The sequence below is a fragment of the Roseateles sp. FW305-36 genome, from assembly GCF_058787015.1.
The window spans coordinates 93,787-110,869 of sequence record NZ_JBYSZK010000001.1 but is presented as its reverse complement, the minus strand read 5'-3'; the positions used below and the strand labels follow the sequence as shown (position 1 = coordinate 110,869).

Here is a 17,083-nt window from a genome sequence, read left to right as displayed (position 1 = left end):
GTGGCGGCCCGCTGCGCTGCTGCATCATCGCGCCCCCATGGATGAGACCCGTGTCGCCGCCAGCTATGTCCAGCTGCTCTTCGAGCACATGGCCAGGCTGGGCCGTGCCGACGCGCTGGGCGCGCCGCCGGCGCCGACCGAAACCTTCGTCTCCATGCGTCGCTGGCAGGCCCTGCTGGAGCAGGCCCGCGACCTCGACCCCGGCCCCAAGTCGACCTTCCCGCTGCGCCTGGCCCGGGGCATTGCGCCGCGCCACTTCGGCGTCGTCGGCTTCGCGGCCCTGGCCAGCGGCACGCTGGCCGAGGCGCTGCTGAGGCTGGAGCGCTACCACCGCTCGGTCTACGACGCCAACGTCGCCCAGGTCCACCCCGTCGCCGAGGGCCTGTGCATCGAGTGGGGCGTGGAGCGCGGCCGGCCCGGCGCCCTGGTCGACGAGACCGCCATCGCGGCCCTGGTTCAGCTGGCGCGGGCCTTCACCGGCAAGCAGGTGCGCGCCCTGGCCGTGGACTTCGTCAACCCGCGCCCGGCCGATGTGCGGCCCTACGAGGATTTCTTCGGCGGCCCGGTGCGCTTCGGCCAGCCCAGCACCCGCGTCGTGCTGTCGCTGCGCGACCTCGCCCTGCCGCTGCGCGGCGCCGATGCCGCGCTGCTGGCCCTGCTCGACGCCCAGGCCGAACAGATGTTGCGGGAGGTGGCCGCCGTCAGCGAACCCGTCGGCGTCTGGCGCCAGGCCCTGGTCGGCCTGATCCGCAGCGGCCAGACCTCGCTGGCCGACCTGGCCCACAGCCTGCAGATGAGCCCGCGCAGCCTGCAACGCCGTCTCGCGGCGCAGGGCCATACTTTCCAGACCCTGCTCGGCCAGACCCGCCAGCAGCTCGCCGAAGCCTATCTGCGCGACGTCAACGTCGAGCTGGCCGAGGTGGCCCTGCTGCTCGGCTATTCGGAGCAGAGCGCCTTCACCCGCGCCTTCCGGCAATGGACCGGCCAGGCCCCTCTTCAATGGCGCCGGCAGCAGCAGCGCCCCACCGCATGAACCTCGAGTTTCCCGATTCCGTCGTCGAAGACGGCATGCCCGCCCATGGCCGCTATGTCGGCCGCATCGACCGCATCGACTGGTCCGGCCTGCGCGACCGCCCCTCCTGGTTGTGGCGCAAGCTGCGCCACAAGCGCTGGCACTACGTCGGCCTCGGCCACGACGAGGTCTTCATCGGCGTCGCCATCGTCGACGTCGGCTGGACCTGCACCGCCTTCGCCTACCTCTTCGACCGCAAGCGCCGCCGCCTGCTGGCCGACTGGAGCCAGGACGGCCTGCCGGGTCTGCAGGCCGGTGTGTCGGACGAACCGCTGACCGGTGCGCGCGCCTGGTTCCGCGGCCCCGGCGCGCGGCTGGAGCTGCGCCACCAGGACGATGACAGCCTGCTGCTGCATGTCAGGACGCGCCACCTGCGCATCGAGGCCCAGCTCGACCTGGACGTGGTGGCGCCGCCGCTGCTGGCCATCGGGCCCATCGCCGGCGGCGTCGCCCACGCGACGCAGAAGACCACCGCCCTGCCCGTGCTGGGCTGGGCCGAGGCCGACGGCCAGCGCTTCGACCTCGACGGCACCTGGGCCGCCGTCGACGCCTCCAACGGCCTGCTGGCCCGCGACACCGCCTGGCGCTGGGCCAGCGCCCACCGTCCCGACATCGGCTTCAACCTGCAGCAGGGTTATTTCGGCACCCAGGAGAACGTGCTGTGGCTGGACGGCCAGCCCATCGGCCTGGGCGCCGCCCATTTCGATTTCGACCCCAGCCAGCCGATGTCGCCCTGGCATGTGCGCACCGAGGATGGCCTGGTGGACCTCGTCTTCACGCCCGAAGGCGCGCGGTCCGACCGCCGCAACCTGGTCATCGCCGCCAGCAACTATGTGCAGCCGGTGGGCACCTTCTCGGGCACCGTACGTGCCGGCCCCGGTGCACCGCTGCGCGAGGTGCGTGATCTGCTCGGCGTGACGGAAGACCATTTCTCGCGCTGGTAACGACCGCCACGTCTTGCCCGGCCGGGCCACGCCGCTACAGTCCTTGCACCCCGAGGCGACAACGGGGACAGAGGACCCGGAGACGGCCCGACGTGAGACAAGACCTCTTCAATCTGCGGCTGCTGCTGCTGGGCATCGCGCTGACGCTGGCTGCCCTGCTCGCGCAGGCCCTGCTGCCCGCGCGCATCGTCGACCTCACGGCACCCAACACGGCCAGCAACTTCTTCCTGCTGACCTCCGGTGAGCCCGGCACGGAAAACGCAGCCCAGTGGGTGGATGCCCCGCATTGGCATTGGCGCTGCAATTACGCCGCCGGCGTGAAGTACCAGCCCTGCGGCCTCACCTTCATGCTGACGACCGAGGACCCGAGCCGGGGCATGGACCTCAGGGGCTACGACAGCCTGGACATGGAGCTGGCCTATCGCGGCAACGCCCCGGCCGTGCGCCTGGCCATCCGCGACTTCGATCCACGCTTCTCCAAGGTCAACGATGGCAACAGCGCGCGCATCCAGGCCATCAACCTGCGTGTCCGCGACATCCAGCAGCCGGTCAACATCGACCTCGCCGAGCTGACCGTGCCGGAATGGTGGATCTCTCAGTTCAACCTGCCGCGCGAGTACAACCGCCCGCGGCTGGACAACGTGACGGCCCTGACCGTCGACCTGCCGGCCGACCTGGCCGGCCAGCAGCAGGACCTGGAGCTCAAGCGCCTGGCCCTGCGCGGCGAGTGGGTGTCGCGCGAGACGGTCTATCTCGTCATCCTCTGCGCCTGGCTGATAGCCGCCAGCGCCACGGCGGGGCGGCGGGTCTGGTCGCTGGCCCGCCGCGACCGTCGCCAGCAACGCGAAATCGACGTGCTGACCGCGCGCACCCGCCAGCTGCGCATCGACCAGGAAAAACTGCGCCGACTCGCCACCATCGACGAGTTGACCGGGGTGCTGAACCGCCGCGGCCTGGAGGGCGCGCTGGAGGACTTCGAGGCCGAGGGCGGCGGCATCGCCCTCATCGTGCTGGACATCGACCACTTCAAGCACGTCAACGACCGCTGGGGCCATGCCGTCGGCGACGACGTGCTGCGCCGCGTGGCCGCCATCGTGGTGGCCAATCTGCGCGCCAGCGACGTCATCGGCCGCTGGGGCGGCGAGGAATTCCTGATCGCCTGCCGCAGCCGCCACGTCGAGGATGCCGCCCGCCTGGCCGAGAAGCTGCGCGACAGCGTGCAGAACGGCAGCGTCGACGCCAAGGGCCGCTTCAGCGTGACGGCCAGCTTCGGCGTCGCCATGGTGCCGCCGGGCGCGCCGACGCGGCGCGGCTTCAAGCGCGCCGACCTGGCCCTCTACCTCGCCAAGGAAGCGGGCCGCAACCGCGTCGAGGTCGACACGGCCCACGACGCGGCCACCACGCTCTGAGCGCGGCGGCCGGCCGCGTTTTAGTGCACCACCCGCCCGAACGAGAACTCGCCGCCCTCGACCTGCACCGGGATCACGTCCTTGGGTCCGAACTTGCCCTGCAGGATGAGCTTGGACAGCGGGTTCTCGACGCGCTGCTGGATGGCCCGCTTCAGCGGCCGCGCGCCGAAGACCGGGTCGAAGCCGACCTTGGCCAGTTCGTCCAGGGCCGCCTCGCCGACATCCAGCTTCATCTCCATCTTTTCCAGCCGCGCTTCGAGCAGGCGCAGCTGGATGCGGGCGATGGACTTGATGTGGTCGGCGCCCAGCGCGTGGAAGATGACGGTCTCGTCGATGCGGTTCAGGAACTCGGGCCGGAAGTGGGCCTTGACCTCGCCCCAGACCGCCTCGCGGATGACCTCGTCCTTCTCGCCCGACAGCGCCATGATGTGCTGGGAGCCGAGGTTGGACGTCATCACGATGACGGTGTTCTTGAAGTCCACGGTGCGGCCCTGGCCGTCGGTCAGGCGGCCATCATCCAGCACCTGCAGCAGCACGTTGAAGACGTCGGGGTGGGCCTTCTCGACTTCGTCGAGCAGCAGCACGGAATAAGGCTTGCGGCGCACGGCCTCGGTCAGCGTGCCGCCCTCCTCGTAGCCGACATAGCCCGGGGGGGCGCCAATCAGGCGGCTGACGGAATGCTTCTCCATGAACTCGCTCATGTCGATGCGCACCATGTGGTCTTCGCTGTCGAACAGGAAGCCGGCCAGTGCCTTGCACAGCTCGGTCTTGCCGACGCCGGTGGGACCGAGGAACAGGAATGACCCGAGCGGCCGGTTGGGATCCGACAGGCCGGCGCGCGAGCGGCGGATGGCGTCGGACACGGCCTGGATGGCCTCGTCCTGGCCGATGACGCGCTCGTGCAGCTTGGCTTCCATCTGCAGCAGCTTCTCGCGCTCGCCCTGCATCAGCTTGGAAACCGGGATGCCGGTGGCACGCGCCACGACCTCGGCGATCTCCTCGGCGCCCACCAGGGTGCGCAGCAGCTGCGGCCGGCTGGCGTCGCCCGCCTTGCCGGCTTCCTTGGCCTGGGCTTCCTTGAGCTGCTTCTCCAGCTCGGGGAGCTTGCCGTACTGCAGCTCGGCGACCTTGTTGAAGTCGCCCTTGCGCTTCCAGTCCTCGATCTGCTGGCGGGTGCGGTCGATCTCTTCCTTGACATGGGCCGAGCCCTGGGCCTGGGCCTTCTCGGCCGTCCAGATCTCTTCCAGGTCGTTGTACTCGCGCTGCAGCTTCAGCAGCTCGTCCTCGATGAGGCCCAGGCGCTTGATGGAGCCCTCGTCCTTTTCCTTCTTGACGGCCTCGCGCTCGATCTTGAGCTGGATCATGCGGCGGTCCAGCCGGTCCATGGGCTCGGGCTTGGAGTCGATCTCGATCTTGATCTTGGCCGCCGCCTCGTCGATGAGGTCGATGGCCTTGTCGGGCAGGAAGCGGTCGGTGATGTAGCGGTGGCTCAGCTCGGCCGCGGCAATGATGGCCGGGTCGGTGATCTCCACGCCATGGTGGACCTCGTACTTCTCCTGCAGGCCGCGCAGGATGGCGATGGTGGCTTCCACCGTCGGCTCGTCGACCAGCACCTTCTGGAAGCGGCGCTCCAGGGCGGCGTCCTTCTCGACGTATTTGCGGTATTCGTCCAGCGTGGTCGCGCCGATGCAATGCAGTTCGCCACGAGCCAATGCTGGCTTGAGCATGTTGCCGGCATCGATGGAGCCTTCGGTCTTGCCGGCGCCCACCATGGTGTGGATCTCGTCGATGAAGAGGATGGTCTGGCCGGCGTCCTGGCTGACTTCCTTCAGCACGCCCTTGAGGCGCTCCTCGAAGTCGCCGCGGTATTTGGCACCGGCCAGCAGCAGGGCCATGTCCAGCACCAGCACGCGCTTGCCCTTGAGGCTGTCCGGCACCTCGCCATTGATGATGCGCTGGGCCAGGCCTTCGACGATGGCCGTCTTGCCCACGCCGGGCTCGCCGATCAGCACGGGGTTGTTCTTGCTGCGGCGCTGCAGCACCTGGATCGTGCGGCGGATCTCCTCGTCGCGGCCGATGACCGGGTCGAGCTTGCCCAGGCGGGCGCGCTCGGTCAGGTCCAGGGTGTATTTCTTCAGCGCCTCGCGCTGGCCTTCGGCCTCGGCCGACTCGACCTTCTGGCCGCCACGCACCGCCTCGATGGCGGACTCCAGCGACTTGCGGGTCAGCCCGTGGCCGCGCACGACACCGGCCAGGTCGGTCTTGGCTTCGGTCAGGGCCAGCAGGAACATCTCGCTGGCGATGAACTGGTCGCCGCGCTTGGTGGCTTCCTTCTCGGCCGCCTGCAGCAGGGCGACGAGGTCGCGCCCGGCCTGCACGGTCTGGCCCGAACCGCTGACCTGGGGCAGGCCGGCGATGAGGCCGTCCAGCGCCGTGCGCAGGCCGGCGGTGTTGACGCCGGCACGCTCCATCAGCGCCCGCGGGCCTTCGTCCTGGGCCAGCATGGCGGCCACGACGTGGACGGGCTCGATATAGGGGTTGTCGCGGGCCAGGGCCAGGCTCTGGGCCTCGCCCAGGGCTTCCTGGAAACGGGTGGTGAACTTGTCGGCACGCATGGTGAGTAAATCCTCCGGTTGCGAAGCCAAGTGGGCGCCGACTGGCGCTTTTCAAGTTGCGCTAAATCAAGGCCTGCACGAGTCGCATGCCCAGCCAGGCAGCGAACAGCGATCCCAGCACATGGGCCATCGTGTGGGCAAAGGCCATGCCCAGCTCGCCATGCCGCAGCAGCGACAGCGACTCGCCGGAAAAGGCCGAAAACGTCGTCAGCCCACCCAGGAAGCCGGTCACCAGCAAGAGTTTCAGCACCTCGTTGGGCTGACGCCCGAACCACTCCAGCGCCACGCCGATGAGGAAGCCGCCGACGAGATTGACCAGCAGGGTGCCCAGCGGAAAACCCGCCCAGCGGGTGTTGAACAGCAGGCCGGCCTGCCAGCGCGCCAGGGCGCCCAGCGCTGCGCCGATGGAAACGGCGACGGCGTTCATGCGGCATTCCCTGCCGCGATGCCCCAGCGCGCCAGCGCCTCGTCGTCGGCCACGCGGGCGTCCACCCAGTGGGCGCCCTCCGGCGTGTGCTCCTTCTTCCAGAACGGCGCCTGGGTCTTCAAATAGTCCATCAGGAATTCGCAGGCCTGGAAAGCCTGTCCACGGTGGGCGCTGGTCACCAGCACGAGAACGATCTGGTCGCGGGCCTGCAGCCGGCCGACGCGGTGGATGACCTTGGCGGCGCGGATGTCGAAGCGCGCCAGCGCCTCGTCCACCATGCCTTCGATGGCGGCTTCGGTCATGCCGGGGTAGTGTTCCAGCTCCATGGCCGACACGGCTTCGCCGCTGCTGTGTTCACGCACGGTGCCGACGAAGGCGACCACGGCGCCGACGCCGCCATCCCCCGTCCGCAGGGTCGAGGTTTCGGCGCCGACGTCAAAGTCGTCCATCTGGATGCAAACTCGGGGCATGGCATGGATTCTCACCCCGCCCCGCGGGTGAGATTCACATGTTTGGACGTCGAAGCGCCCGGCCGCCGCCGGATACTTGTCGCCATTTCTTTCTTACCGCACGCAGGAACCAACATGGCCCTGATGGATTTCATCAAGAAGCAGTTCATAGACGTCATCCAGTGGACGGAGGACGGCGACGGCACCCTGGCTTACCGCTTCCCGATGTCCGGCATGGAAATCCAGAACGGCGGCCAGCTCGTCGTCCGTGAATCCCAGGTCGCCGTCTTCGTCAATGAGGGTCAGGTCGCCGACGTCTTCGGCCCGGGCACCCACAAGCTGACGACCCAGACCCTGCCGGTGCTGACCTACCTGAAGAACTGGGACAAGCTGTTCGAATCGCCCTTCAAGAGCGACGTCTACTTCTTCAGCACCCGCCAGCAGATCGACCAGCGCTGGGGCACCAGCCAGCCCGTCGCCATCCGCGACAAGGACTTCGGCGCCGTGCGCCTGCGCGCCTTCGGCAACTACGCCTACCGCATCCAGGACCCCAAGACCTTCCACAGCCAGATCTCCGGCACGCGCGAGCGCTACACGGTGCAGGACCTGGACGGCCAGCTGCGTGGCCTGATGCTGCAGCACATCAGCGACGCCGTCGCCAGCAGCGGCACGCCCTTCCTGGACCTGGCCGCCAACCAGGTCGAGTTCGCCGCGGCGTTGAAGAACGCCACCGCCGAGTCCTTCTCGGCAATAGGCCTGGAGCTGATCTCGGTGACGATGCAGAACGTGTCACTGCCCGAGGAGCTGCAGAAGATCCTCGACCAGCGCATCGGCATGGGCATCATCGGCCAGAACATGGGCCAGTTCATGCAGTACCAGGCCGCGCAAGCCCTGCCCGAGATGGCCAAGAGCGGCGGTGACGGCGGCGGCATCGCCGGCCAGGCTGTGGGCCTGGGTGCCGGCGTGGCCCTGGGCCAGACGCTGGCGCAGGCCCTGGGCCAGGGCCTGGCCGGCGTCGGCACCGCGGCGCCCGCCCCGGCGGCCAGCAAGCCGGAAGACATCGTCTCGCTGCTGGAAAAGCTCGGCGACCTCAAGGCCAAGGGCATCCTGACCGACGAGGAATTCGCCGCCAAGAAGGCCGACCTGCTGAAGAAGCTTGGCTGATCAGGCGCCAGCCGCCCAGCGGCGCTGGCGTGCGGCGTGCCCGAATTGCGGCGCGCCGGTCGAGTTCGCGAGCGCGGCCTCGGCCAGTGCCGTCTGCGGCTTCTGCCGCAGCACCCTGCTGCGCGACGGCGAAGCGCTGAGCCAGATCGGCCAGAGCGCCGAGATCTTCGAGGACTACTCCCCCCTGCAGCTCGGCTCGAGCGGCCGCTGGATGGGGCGCAACTTCTCCGTCATCGGCCGCGTGCAGCGCGGCTCGGAGCTGGGCAACTGGAACGAATGGCATCTGCTGTTCGACGCCGGCGATGCCGCGCCGCGGGTCGCCTGGCTCAGCGAGGACAACGGCCAGTTCGTCGTCAGCCTGGAGGTGCCGCTGACCGAGACGCCGCCCGAGGCGCCCGGCGTCGGCCTGCCCATCACCGTGGCCGGCCAGCGCTGGCAGGTCGCAGCCATCGTCGAAGCCGCCCTGCGCGCCGCCGAGGGCGAGCTGCCGCGACCGCCCAAGGCCGGCCGCGTCGTCGAGCTGCGCAATGCCCAGGGCGAGGTCGGCAGCCTGGAATACCGCGAAGGCCAGCCGCCGGTCTGGTCGGTGGGCCGCAGCGTGGTTCTCGCCGACATGGCCCTGCAGGGCCTGCGCACGACGGCCGAGGGCGAGTCCCTTGCCGAGGCCAAGTTCAAGGGCCGGGCGATCGCCTGCCCCAGCTGCGGCGCGCCGCTGGAACCCAAGCTGTCGCAGACCAAGAGCATGGTCTGCGCCCAATGCAGTGCCGTGGTCGATCTGCCGGAAGGCGAGTCCAAGGCCCTGGGCTTCACGCGCCAGAACCCCGGCCTGCCGCCGCTGATCCCGCTGGGCCGCACCGGCACCCTGGGCGTCGACGGCAAGCCCGAGGCCTGGACCGTGGTCGGCTACCAGGAGCGCTGCGACATCCCCGAGGACGCCGACGACGAGCAGAGCTTCTGGCGCGAATATCTGCTCTACAACCGCCTGGCCGGCTTCGCCTTCCTGGTCGACACCCGCGAGGGCTGGAGCCTGGTGCGCACGCTGACCGGTGCGCCCAGCCAGACCCTGAGCACCGTCAGCTGGCAGGGCCGCAACTACACGCAGCGCTGGGTCTATGGCGCCCAGACCACCCATGTGCTGGGCGAGTTCTACTGGCCAGTGCGCCTGGGCACCCGGGTCAAGGTGGCCGACTACATCACGCCCGACGGCCAGTACCTGCTGAGCCGCGAGCAGGAGGGGCCCGAGATCACCTGGAGCGGCGGCAGCCCCATCCCGGCCGAGGCCGTGCAGAAGGCCTTCAATCTGCGCGACACGACGGCCCAGTTCGCACGCGACGCCTCGGCCTTCAAGAGCGGTGGCAACCTGCTGCGCAACATCGTCATCGCCCTCTTCCTCATCGTGCTGCTGTTCGCGCTGATGCGGGCCTGCTCCAGCGATGATTGCCAGCAGTACAAGACCAGCTTCGGCGAGAACAGCAACGAGTATCGCCAATGCCGCAACTCGCGCGGCAGCGGCTACGTCGGCAGCGGTGGCGGCAGTTACGGCGGCTACAGCAGCGGTGGCGGCGGCCACAAATAGGAGATCACCATGAACTTCGACTGGCTCAAGCCTGAAATCATCCTCGGCTCCATGATGTACGCCATCATCGGCGTCGTCATCTTCTGGGTCTCCTTCGTCATCGTCGACAAGATCACGCCCTACAAGCTGTGGGAACAGATCGTCGAGGAGAAGAACGTGGCCCTGGCCATCGTGGTCGGCGCCATGTGCCTGTCCATCGGCAACATCGTCGCTGCGGCCATCCACGGCTGACGCCGTCCATCCCGCCTTGCACGCAGCCCGTCGCACCGGGCCTCCCGAAGCGGCGCGCGTCACCACAATCGCGCCGCTTCAACAACTGGAGGACTCGATGAAGAGATGGTTGACCGCGGCCGCACTGGCCCTCGGCCTGACGCTGGCCCATGCCGCCGACACCGCGGCACAGGCCCCGGACCAGACCCAGGCCCAGAAGGCCGACGCCACCGCCCAGGCCTCGGGTTTCAAGATCCGACCCGTGGACGACGCCTGGCGCGCCGCCCTGCCCCGCAATGCCGAAGCCGCCACCCAGGCCTATATGGACCGGCTGCCGGCCGACGTGCTGGCCAGGTCCGCCGCCTACTGGGAGGGTGGCTACTGGATGCAGCTCTGGAACCTGCTGCTGGGCCTGGTCATCGCAGCGCTGATGATGTCCGGCAAGCGTGCCGCCCGCGCGCGCGACTGGGCCACCCGCGTCGGGCGCGGCCCGGTCAGGCGCGACATGCTGTTCGGCGCCGTCTACAGCCTCGCCGCTACCGTGCTCACGCTGCCATTGACGATCTACGACGGCTTCGTGCGCGAGCACCTCTACGGCATGTCCACGCTGACCTTTGCCGCCTGGGCCGGCGAGCAGCTGATGGACACCGCCATCACCACCGCGATTGCTGCCGTGGCCCTCGCCGTGCTCTATGCCGTCTTCCGCCGCACCGGCGAGCGCTGGTGGATCTGGGGCACGGGTCTGGGCATGGCCTTCCTCGTGGTGACGATCACGCTGAGTCCGATCTTCATCCAGCCGCTGTTCAACACCTACAAGCCGGTCGAGGACGGCCCCATCAAGGCCGCCGTGCTGCAGATGGCCCACGCCGACGGCGTGCCGGCGGACAACGTCTACGAGTTCGACGCCTCGCGCCAGACCACGCGCGTCAGCGCCAACGTCAGTGGCATGTTCGGCACGGCCGCCGTGCGCCTGAACGACAACCTGCTGCGCCGCACCAGCGAGCCCGAGATCCGCGCCGTCATGGGCCACGAGCTGGGCCACTATGTGCTGAACCACATGGTCAAGACGCTGATCACGCTGAGCCTGGTGCTGCTGCTGGGCTTCGGCATCGCGCAATGGGCCATGCGCCGGCTGCTGGCCCGCTTCGCCCACGCCACGGGGGTCAGCCGCGTGGACGACATCGCCAGCCTGCCGCTGCTGGCCGCGGTGTTCTCCATCTTCTTCACGCTGGCCACGCCGGTGCAGAACACGCTGATCCGCACCCACGAGATCGAGGCCGACCGCTTCGGCCTCAACCTGTCGCGCGAGCCCCTGGGCTTCGCCGAGGCCCAGCTGAAACTGGTGGAATACCGCAAGGCCGACCCGGGCCCCGTCGAGGAATTCATCTTCTTCCACCACCCCAGCACGAGAAACCGCATCTACGACGCCATGCGGTGGCGCGAGGCCATGGGCAGTCCCTAAAGCCCCTCGCCCAGTCACGCCCCACTGAACGTGGGCATGCCTGGTCGGTCCCCCGAGGGGACGGCGACGCTTGCCGGATCGACCGGCAAGCACTTCGCCAGAGCGGGCCGGCTAGGGGCGGCCCGGCGCTCGGCCCGAATACAAAGACAACTGAGATGCCATTGCACGACTTCGCCGCCCTGACCACCAACGCCCACGAGGACTGGACGCTGTTCGCGGTCCGCTTCCATGACAGGCCGGGCGAAGGTGAGCGGCGCCGCGAGCTGCTGCAGGCCCATCTCGAATGGGTGGCGGCGCACCAGGACGTCGTGCGCGTGGCGGGTTCGCTGCGCGAATCGCCCGAGGCGACGCCCGTCGGCGCGCTTTGGGTGATGCGCGCGCCGTCCAGGGCTGCGGTGGAAGCCCTGATCGCCACGGATCCCTTCACGACCGGCGGCCTGCGCGCCGGCTGGGACATCTTTTACTGGAGCAAGGCCCTGCCTCAGCCCGTGTCGTTCTAGCGGACACTCGCGATCCGCTGAACGACCGCACAGGCCAGCCATGAACTTCCCCATCCGCCTCGCCGCCGCCCTGTCCCTCGCCATCGCCGGCGCTGCCTCGGCCGCCGATGCGCCGCCCGACGTCGCCGTCTTCATCACCCAGATGGACGTCAAGGCCGGCAAGGTCAGCGACACGCGCAACATCACGCCCGGCAAGGGCAGCAATTTCCAGCCCGCCTTCACGGCCGACGGCGCGGCCGTCGTCTACACCTCGGGCCGCAGCGGATCGAACAACATCTACCGCTACGACATCGCCAAGGACACGACCACGGCCGTCACGGCGACGACGGAGAACCTTTATTCACCGACGCCCCTGGCCGACGGCAGCGGCTTCTCGGCCATCCGCGTCATCACCGCCGACCCGGCCTATGGCATCGAGATGAACGAGCCCTCGCTGTGGCTGTTCGGCTGGGATGGCAAGCCCGTCGCGCCGGTGGTGCCGACCAAGCGCATCGGCTATCACGCCTGGGTCACACCCGACCTCATCGTGGCCTTCCTCGTCGACGACGTGCCGGAGCGCAACAGCCACCGCGCCGTGCTCATCAGCCGCAGCACCGGCCAGCAGACGGCACTGACCGCCAAGCCCGGCCGGTCGCTGGGCCGCACGGCCGACGGCAGGCGCGCCCTCTTCGTCGACCAGACCGACCCGAACTACTGGCGCATCTCCGCGATGGGCCTCGGTGACAAGCAGGCCCAGCCGCTGGTGGACACGCCCGTCGGCCCCGAAGGCCTGAAGGACCCCAATCGCAGCCAGTACTTCGCGGCCCTGCCCGATGGCTCGCTGCTGATGGCTCGCGGCCACCTGCTGCTGCGCTGGGATGGCAAGGCCGGTGGCGGCTTCATGCCCTTTGCCGAACTGCCCGAGGTGGGCGGCGCCATCCGCAACATCGCCGCCAGCCCGGACGGCAAGCGCCTGGCTTTCTCGGTGACGCTGGCCCCCGCCAAGCCGTGACCGAGCAGACGTCCTCGCGCGCCTCGCTGGCCGAGCTGCTGCTGCTCGCCAGCGTCTTCGTCATCGCCGCCTGCGGCCTGGTCTACGAGCTGGCGGCCGGCGCGCTCGCCAGCTATCTGCTCGGCGACTCGGTGCTGCAGTTCTCCACCGTCATCGGCGTCTACCTCTTCGCCATGGGCCTGGGCTCCTGGCTGTCGCGCTTCGTCGAGCGCCAGCTGGTCGGCGTCTTCCTGCAGGTGGAGCTTCTCGTCGGCGTCATCGGCGGCCTGATGCCGGCGGGCCTCTTCGCCGTGCACAGCCTGCTGCCGCCGGGCGAAGGCGCGGCCTTCCGCGCCCTGCTCTACGCCCTGGTGCTGCTGGTGGGCGCCCTCGTCGGGCTGGAGATCCCGCTGGTCATGCGCATCCTGAAGCGCCACTTCAGCGCGCGCTACGGGCTCAAGGACCTGGTCTCGCAGGTGCTGACCTTCGACTACCTCGGCGCCCTGCTCGTCGCCCTCGCCTTCCCGCTGGTGCTGGTGCCCCAGTTGGGCCTGGTGCGCACCGGCATCGCCTTCGGTCTGCTCAACGTCGCCGTCGCGGTCTGGGCGCTGTGGATCTTCCGCGCCGAACTGCGCGCGCGCCGCAGCCAGGCTGTCGCCTGCGCGCTGTCGGCCGTGCTGCTGCTCATCGCCTTGCTCGGCGCCGAGCAGCTGACGCGCTGGTCCGAGGAGCGCTTCTACGGCGAGCACATCGTCTTCAAGCAGAGCAGCGCCTACCAGCGCATCGTCGTCACCGACGGCGGCGGCGGCACACGGCTGTTCCTGAACGGCAATCTGCAGTTCCATTCGCGCGACGAGTACCGGTACCACGAGGCCCTGGTCCACCCGGCCATGGCGGCGCAAGGAGCGCCCAAGCATGTGCTGGTGCTGGGCGGCGGCGACGGCATGGCCGTGCGCGAAATCCTGAAGTACCCCAGCGTCGAGCAGATCACCCTGGTGGAGCTGGACCCGCAGATGACGGGCCTGTTCACGTCCAACCCCAAGCTGTCCGCGCTGAATGGCCATTCGCTGTCCAGCCCGAAGCTGCGCATCGTCAACGCCGACGCCTTTGGCTGGCTGGAGCAGCACAATGAGGTCTTCGACGTCATCGTCATCGACTTCCCCGACCCCTCCAACTTCGCGCTGGGCAAGCTCTACACGGCCAGCTTCTACGAACTCGTCGACCAGCACCTCAGCGCCGCCGGCTATGCGGTGGTGCAGACCACCTCGCCGCTGATCGCGCGGCGCAGCTTCTGGACGGTGGCGACGACGCTGGAATCGGTCGGCCTGACCGCCACGCCCTATCACGCCCATGTGCCGTCCTTCGGCGAATGGGGTTTCATCCTGGCCTCGCGCCGCCCCTACCGGTCGCCGACCCAGTTCCCGCCGGGCCTGCGTTTCCTCAGCGCGACCAGCCTGCCCGCCCTGCTGGACTTCCCCCCCGACATGGCCCGCGTGCCCACCGAAGTAAACCGGCTCAGCAACCAGGTGCTGGTGCAAGAGTTTGAAACCGAGTGGGGGCAGGTTCACTAGGGCTTGTTAACACTACGGCAGCCGTAGTCTTAACAAGCCCCGGCTTTTGCCGGAAGATCGTGCCGCCGGTCAATTGGCGCCGGCGCAGGAGCCACCCATGCAGACTGCTCATTTGAAGCCCGAAGCCCTGGCCCAGGTCCACGTGCCGACGACGCCGCCTGGCACCGATACCGGGGACCTCGACAGCGTCTACGACAACCTCGTCCACGGCGTCGGCCACGAATACGTGACCGAACGCAATGTTGAGGCCCTGATGCTTCGCGCCGCGGCCGACCACCATCCGGTGCTGGCCGAAGAGTTGCGCGAATGGCGCTCGAACAGCGACGGCAAGGACGAGAAGCTGCCCACCAGCTGACGGCCAGGCTGCGCAGGCTGCTACCCTGCCGCCCTTGCGCCCGCCCCGCCCCTGTCCTCTCCAAGTCGCATCTCCCGGCCCTTCACGCCGGGCGGTCTTGCTCGGCCTGTTGGCCGGCGGCTGCACGCCGGACGTACCCGCCCTGCAAGGCGGCTGGGTCGGCACCCATCCCGAGCGCGGTCACCGGCTGCGCGCCGAACTGCCGCGCGCCGACGGGCCCGCGAAGAAGACCGGCGTCCTCATCGTCGGTGGCGGCATTGCCGGACTGGCCGCCGCCCGCGCGCTGGCCAAGCGCGGCATCGACGACTTCGCCCTGCTCGACCTCGAAGACCAGGCCGGCGGCAACAGCCGCGGCCACGGCCTGGCCGGCTCGCTCTGCCCTCTCGGCGCCCACTACCTGCCCGTGCCCGGCGCCGAAGCGCGCGAGGTCAACGAGCTGCTGCACGAGCTGGGTCTGGCCCGCGAGCATCTGGGCCGCACGGTGTGGGAGGAGAAAAACCTCTGCCACAGCCCGCAGGAGCGCCTCTTCATCGACGGCGAATGGCGTGACGGCCTGCTGCCGCCGCCCTCCAATGCGGCTGCGTTGGCACAGTACCGCCGCTTCAGTGATCTCGTTGGCGATGCACAGCGAAACATGGGCTTTGCCATGCCAAGCCGCCGTGCTCGATGGACGGTCTATCACGACGCATTGGATGCTCAGACCTTCGCTGCCATGCTCGACAACGATGGGCTTGATGACCCTCGCCTGCGCTGGTACCTCGACTACTGCTGCCGCGACGACTTTGGCGCCGGTGCCGACACCGTCTCGGCCTGGGCCGGCATCCACTACTTCGCCAGCCGCCACGGCTTCCATGCGCCCGGCGACGAGGCGGGTGAACGCGAACCCGTGCTGACCTGGCCCGAAGGCAATGGCTGGCTCAGCGCCCACATCGCCGCGCCCTTGCGCGAGCGCATCCACCTGGGCCGCACCGTGCTGCGCGTGACCGAGCAACGCGAGGGCGTTGAGCTGCTGGCCTGGAACGAGGCGGCCAACGCACCCGAGCGCTGGGCCGCCCGCGCCGTCGTGATGGCGACGCCGCTATTCGTCTCGGCCCGGCTGCTGGCCGCGCCGCCCGATGCGCTGAGATCGCTGAAGCAGCGCCACGCGCCGTGGCTGACGGCCAATCTCGCGCTGCGCGAGCCGCTGCTGCAGCGCGCCGGCGCGCCGCCGTCCTGGGACAATGTGCGCTACGGCAGCACGGCCCTGGGCTATGTCGACGCCCGCCACCAGGACCTGGACCCGACACCCCGTGCGCCCGTGCTGACGGCCTATCTCGCCCTGCCGGAAACCCAGCGCGGCGATCTGCTCAAGCAGCCTTGGCAGCACTGGGCCGGCGTCGTCACGCAGGAACTGGCCCAGACCCACCCCGACCTGCCGGCCAAGCTGGAGCGCATCGACCTCTGCCGCTTCGGCCATGCCATGAGCATCCCGACGCCGGGCCTGCGCGGCTCGGCCGAACTGGCGGCACTGAACGCGCAGCGCGGTCGCGTCGTGTTCGCCCACAGCGATCTGGCGGGGTATTCGGTCTTCGAGGAGGCCTACACGGCCGGCGTCGAAGCCTCCGCGAGGCTCAGCCTCTGAGCAACTGCTGGCGGTTGACTTCGGTCGGCGCGAAAACGCGGATCAATGCGTCGAGCAGCGCCCGGGCCTTGTCGCTGTTGTCGCCGCCGTAGTTGCAGACATAGACGTCCAGCGTCACCGCCCCCAGTTCAGGCCAGGTGTGGATGGCCAGGTGCGATTCGGCCAGCAGCACGACGCCGGTGATGCCGCTCTGCCCGTCGGCGGGACCGAAGCGGTGCATCAGTTCGGCGACACCGGTCAGCCCGGATTCGATGACCGCATGTCCACAGCATGCGGCCAGCGCTTCGGCGCCGCGCATCATCGGCAAGGCCGGGTCGACGCCTCGCAGATCGGCGGTGAGATGAAGGCCTTGCATATCAGCGAATCACGCTGGCGACGATGACCAGCTTTTCGGCCATCTTGCCGCCCGCCAAGGCCAGGACCAGGCAGGCCAGGCCGCTGCCGGCATGCACAAGGAAAGAAGTGCGAAGCGCGTGGACCCGAAGCGGCAACAGGTCCAGCAAAAAGCCAGCGGCGATGCCATGGACGGCCGTGGCGACGCCTGTCACCCAAAGCGCCATGCCCTGGTGGCCGGCCACCATCTGCCCGACCCCGAAGGCGACCGCCAGCGTGCACAACAAGTCATAGGTCGTGAAGAAGGCTCGTCCGGCCCGATACGGGCGCAAGACCATCATCCCCGCGCCGAGGATGACGGACTCCACCAGAAAGAAGAGAGCGAGTTCGCTGTCCACGGACGTG

17 protein-coding genes are annotated in these 17,083 nt (G+C 69.0%); 12 read left to right on the top strand and 5 right to left on the bottom strand.

What is annotated here, in order from left to right; translation table 11 throughout:
* Positions 1-37: 37 nt before the first annotated feature.
* The 3 genes from AC3WOE_RS00515 (at position 38) to AC3WOE_RS00505 (ending at position 3,425) form a co-directional block, all read left to right on the top strand.
* Complete coding sequence (locus tag AC3WOE_RS00515) at positions 38-1,033, top strand: AraC family transcriptional regulator (RefSeq protein WP_492687542.1); 996 nt, start codon at positions 38-40, stop codon at positions 1,031-1,033.
* Entirely contained in the window at positions 1,030-2,016 is a 987-nt protein-coding gene (locus AC3WOE_RS00510; RefSeq protein WP_492687541.1) for a DUF2804 domain-containing protein, read from the top strand. The genes AC3WOE_RS00515 and AC3WOE_RS00510 overlap by 4 nt, the downstream gene beginning before the upstream one ends.
* A gap of 92 nt (positions 2,017-2,108) precedes the next feature.
* A complete protein-coding gene (locus AC3WOE_RS00505) occupies positions 2,109-3,425 on the top strand; it encodes a GGDEF domain-containing protein (RefSeq protein WP_492687540.1) in 1,317 nt (438 codons plus the stop codon).
* 20 nt (positions 3,426-3,445) lie between these two features.
* Here AC3WOE_RS00505 and clpB read toward each other — a convergent pair whose 3' ends face one another.
* The 3 genes from clpB to AC3WOE_RS00490 form a co-directional block, all read right to left on the bottom strand.
* Positions 3,446-6,040, bottom strand: coding sequence for an ATP-dependent chaperone ClpB (gene clpB / locus AC3WOE_RS00500; RefSeq protein ID WP_492687539.1), 2,595 nt, complete (start codon positions 6,038-6,040; stop codon positions 3,446-3,448).
* Positions 6,041-6,101: 61 nt separating this feature from the next.
* The gene (crcB, locus tag AC3WOE_RS00495; RefSeq protein WP_492687538.1) at positions 6,102-6,467 is read right to left on the bottom strand and encodes a fluoride efflux transporter CrcB; all 366 of its coding nucleotides are present in this window, start codon (positions 6,465-6,467) and stop codon (positions 6,102-6,104) included.
* A complete protein-coding gene (locus tag AC3WOE_RS00490) occupies positions 6,464-6,937 on the bottom strand; it encodes a molybdenum cofactor biosynthesis protein MoaE (protein ID WP_492687537.1) in 474 nt (157 codons plus the stop codon). The genes crcB and AC3WOE_RS00490 overlap by 4 nt, the downstream gene beginning before the upstream one ends.
* Before the next feature lie 114 nt (positions 6,938-7,051).
* Between AC3WOE_RS00490 and AC3WOE_RS00485 the strand changes: the two genes are divergently transcribed.
* From AC3WOE_RS00485 to AC3WOE_RS00445, 9 genes are all read left to right on the top strand, one after another.
* Complete coding sequence (locus tag AC3WOE_RS00485; protein ID WP_492687536.1) at positions 7,052-8,080, top strand: SPFH domain-containing protein; 1,029 nt, start codon at positions 7,052-7,054, stop codon at positions 8,078-8,080.
* Entirely contained in the window at positions 8,073-9,656 is a 1,584-nt protein-coding gene (locus tag AC3WOE_RS00480) for a DUF4178 domain-containing protein (protein ID WP_492687535.1), read from the top strand. Before AC3WOE_RS00485 ends, AC3WOE_RS00480 begins: the two co-directional genes overlap by 8 nt.
* A 9-nt stretch (positions 9,657-9,665) precedes the next feature.
* Positions 9,666-9,887 carry a DUF350 domain-containing protein gene (locus tag AC3WOE_RS00475; protein ID WP_492687534.1) on the top strand — a complete coding sequence of 74 codons (222 nt, stop codon included), beginning with the start codon at positions 9,666-9,668 and terminating at the stop codon, positions 9,885-9,887.
* Positions 9,888-9,984: 97 nt separating this feature from the next.
* Entirely contained in the window at positions 9,985-11,328 is a 1,344-nt protein-coding gene (locus AC3WOE_RS00470) for a M48 family metallopeptidase (RefSeq protein WP_492687533.1), read from the top strand.
* A gap of 155 nt (positions 11,329-11,483) precedes the next feature.
* Positions 11,484-11,828, top strand: coding sequence for a YciI family protein (locus AC3WOE_RS00465; RefSeq protein ID WP_492687532.1), 345 nt, complete (start codon positions 11,484-11,486; stop codon positions 11,826-11,828).
* Positions 11,829-11,868: 40 nt separating this feature from the next.
* Positions 11,869-12,819, top strand: coding sequence for a TolB family protein (locus AC3WOE_RS00460; RefSeq protein ID WP_492687531.1), 951 nt, complete (start codon positions 11,869-11,871; stop codon positions 12,817-12,819).
* Positions 12,816-14,369, top strand: coding sequence for a polyamine aminopropyltransferase (locus AC3WOE_RS00455; RefSeq protein ID WP_492687530.1), 1,554 nt, complete (start codon positions 12,816-12,818; stop codon positions 14,367-14,369). The genes AC3WOE_RS00460 and AC3WOE_RS00455 overlap by 4 nt, the downstream gene beginning before the upstream one ends.
* 97 nt (positions 14,370-14,466) lie before the next feature.
* On the top strand, positions 14,467-14,724 hold the full coding sequence (locus tag AC3WOE_RS00450) for a hypothetical protein (protein ID WP_492687529.1): 258 nt from the start codon (positions 14,467-14,469) through the stop codon (positions 14,722-14,724).
* A gap of 97 nt (positions 14,725-14,821) precedes the next feature.
* Complete coding sequence (locus AC3WOE_RS00445) at positions 14,822-16,345, top strand: FAD-dependent oxidoreductase (RefSeq protein WP_492687528.1); 1,524 nt, start codon at positions 14,822-14,824, stop codon at positions 16,343-16,345.
* Here AC3WOE_RS00445 and speD read toward each other — a convergent pair.
* Together speD and AC3WOE_RS00435 are read right to left on the bottom strand one after the other, a co-directional pair.
* Positions 16,335-16,700: an adenosylmethionine decarboxylase gene (speD, locus tag AC3WOE_RS00440; RefSeq protein ID WP_492687527.1), complete on the bottom strand. Its 366-nt coding sequence runs from the start codon at positions 16,698-16,700 to the stop codon at positions 16,335-16,337. The two genes, AC3WOE_RS00445 and speD, sit on opposite strands and share 11 nt — an antisense overlap.
* A 1-nt stretch (position 16,701) precedes the next feature.
* Complete coding sequence (locus AC3WOE_RS00435; protein ID WP_492687526.1) at positions 16,702-17,076, bottom strand: hypothetical protein; 375 nt, start codon at positions 17,074-17,076, stop codon at positions 16,702-16,704.
* Positions 17,077-17,083 lie beyond the last annotated feature (7 nt).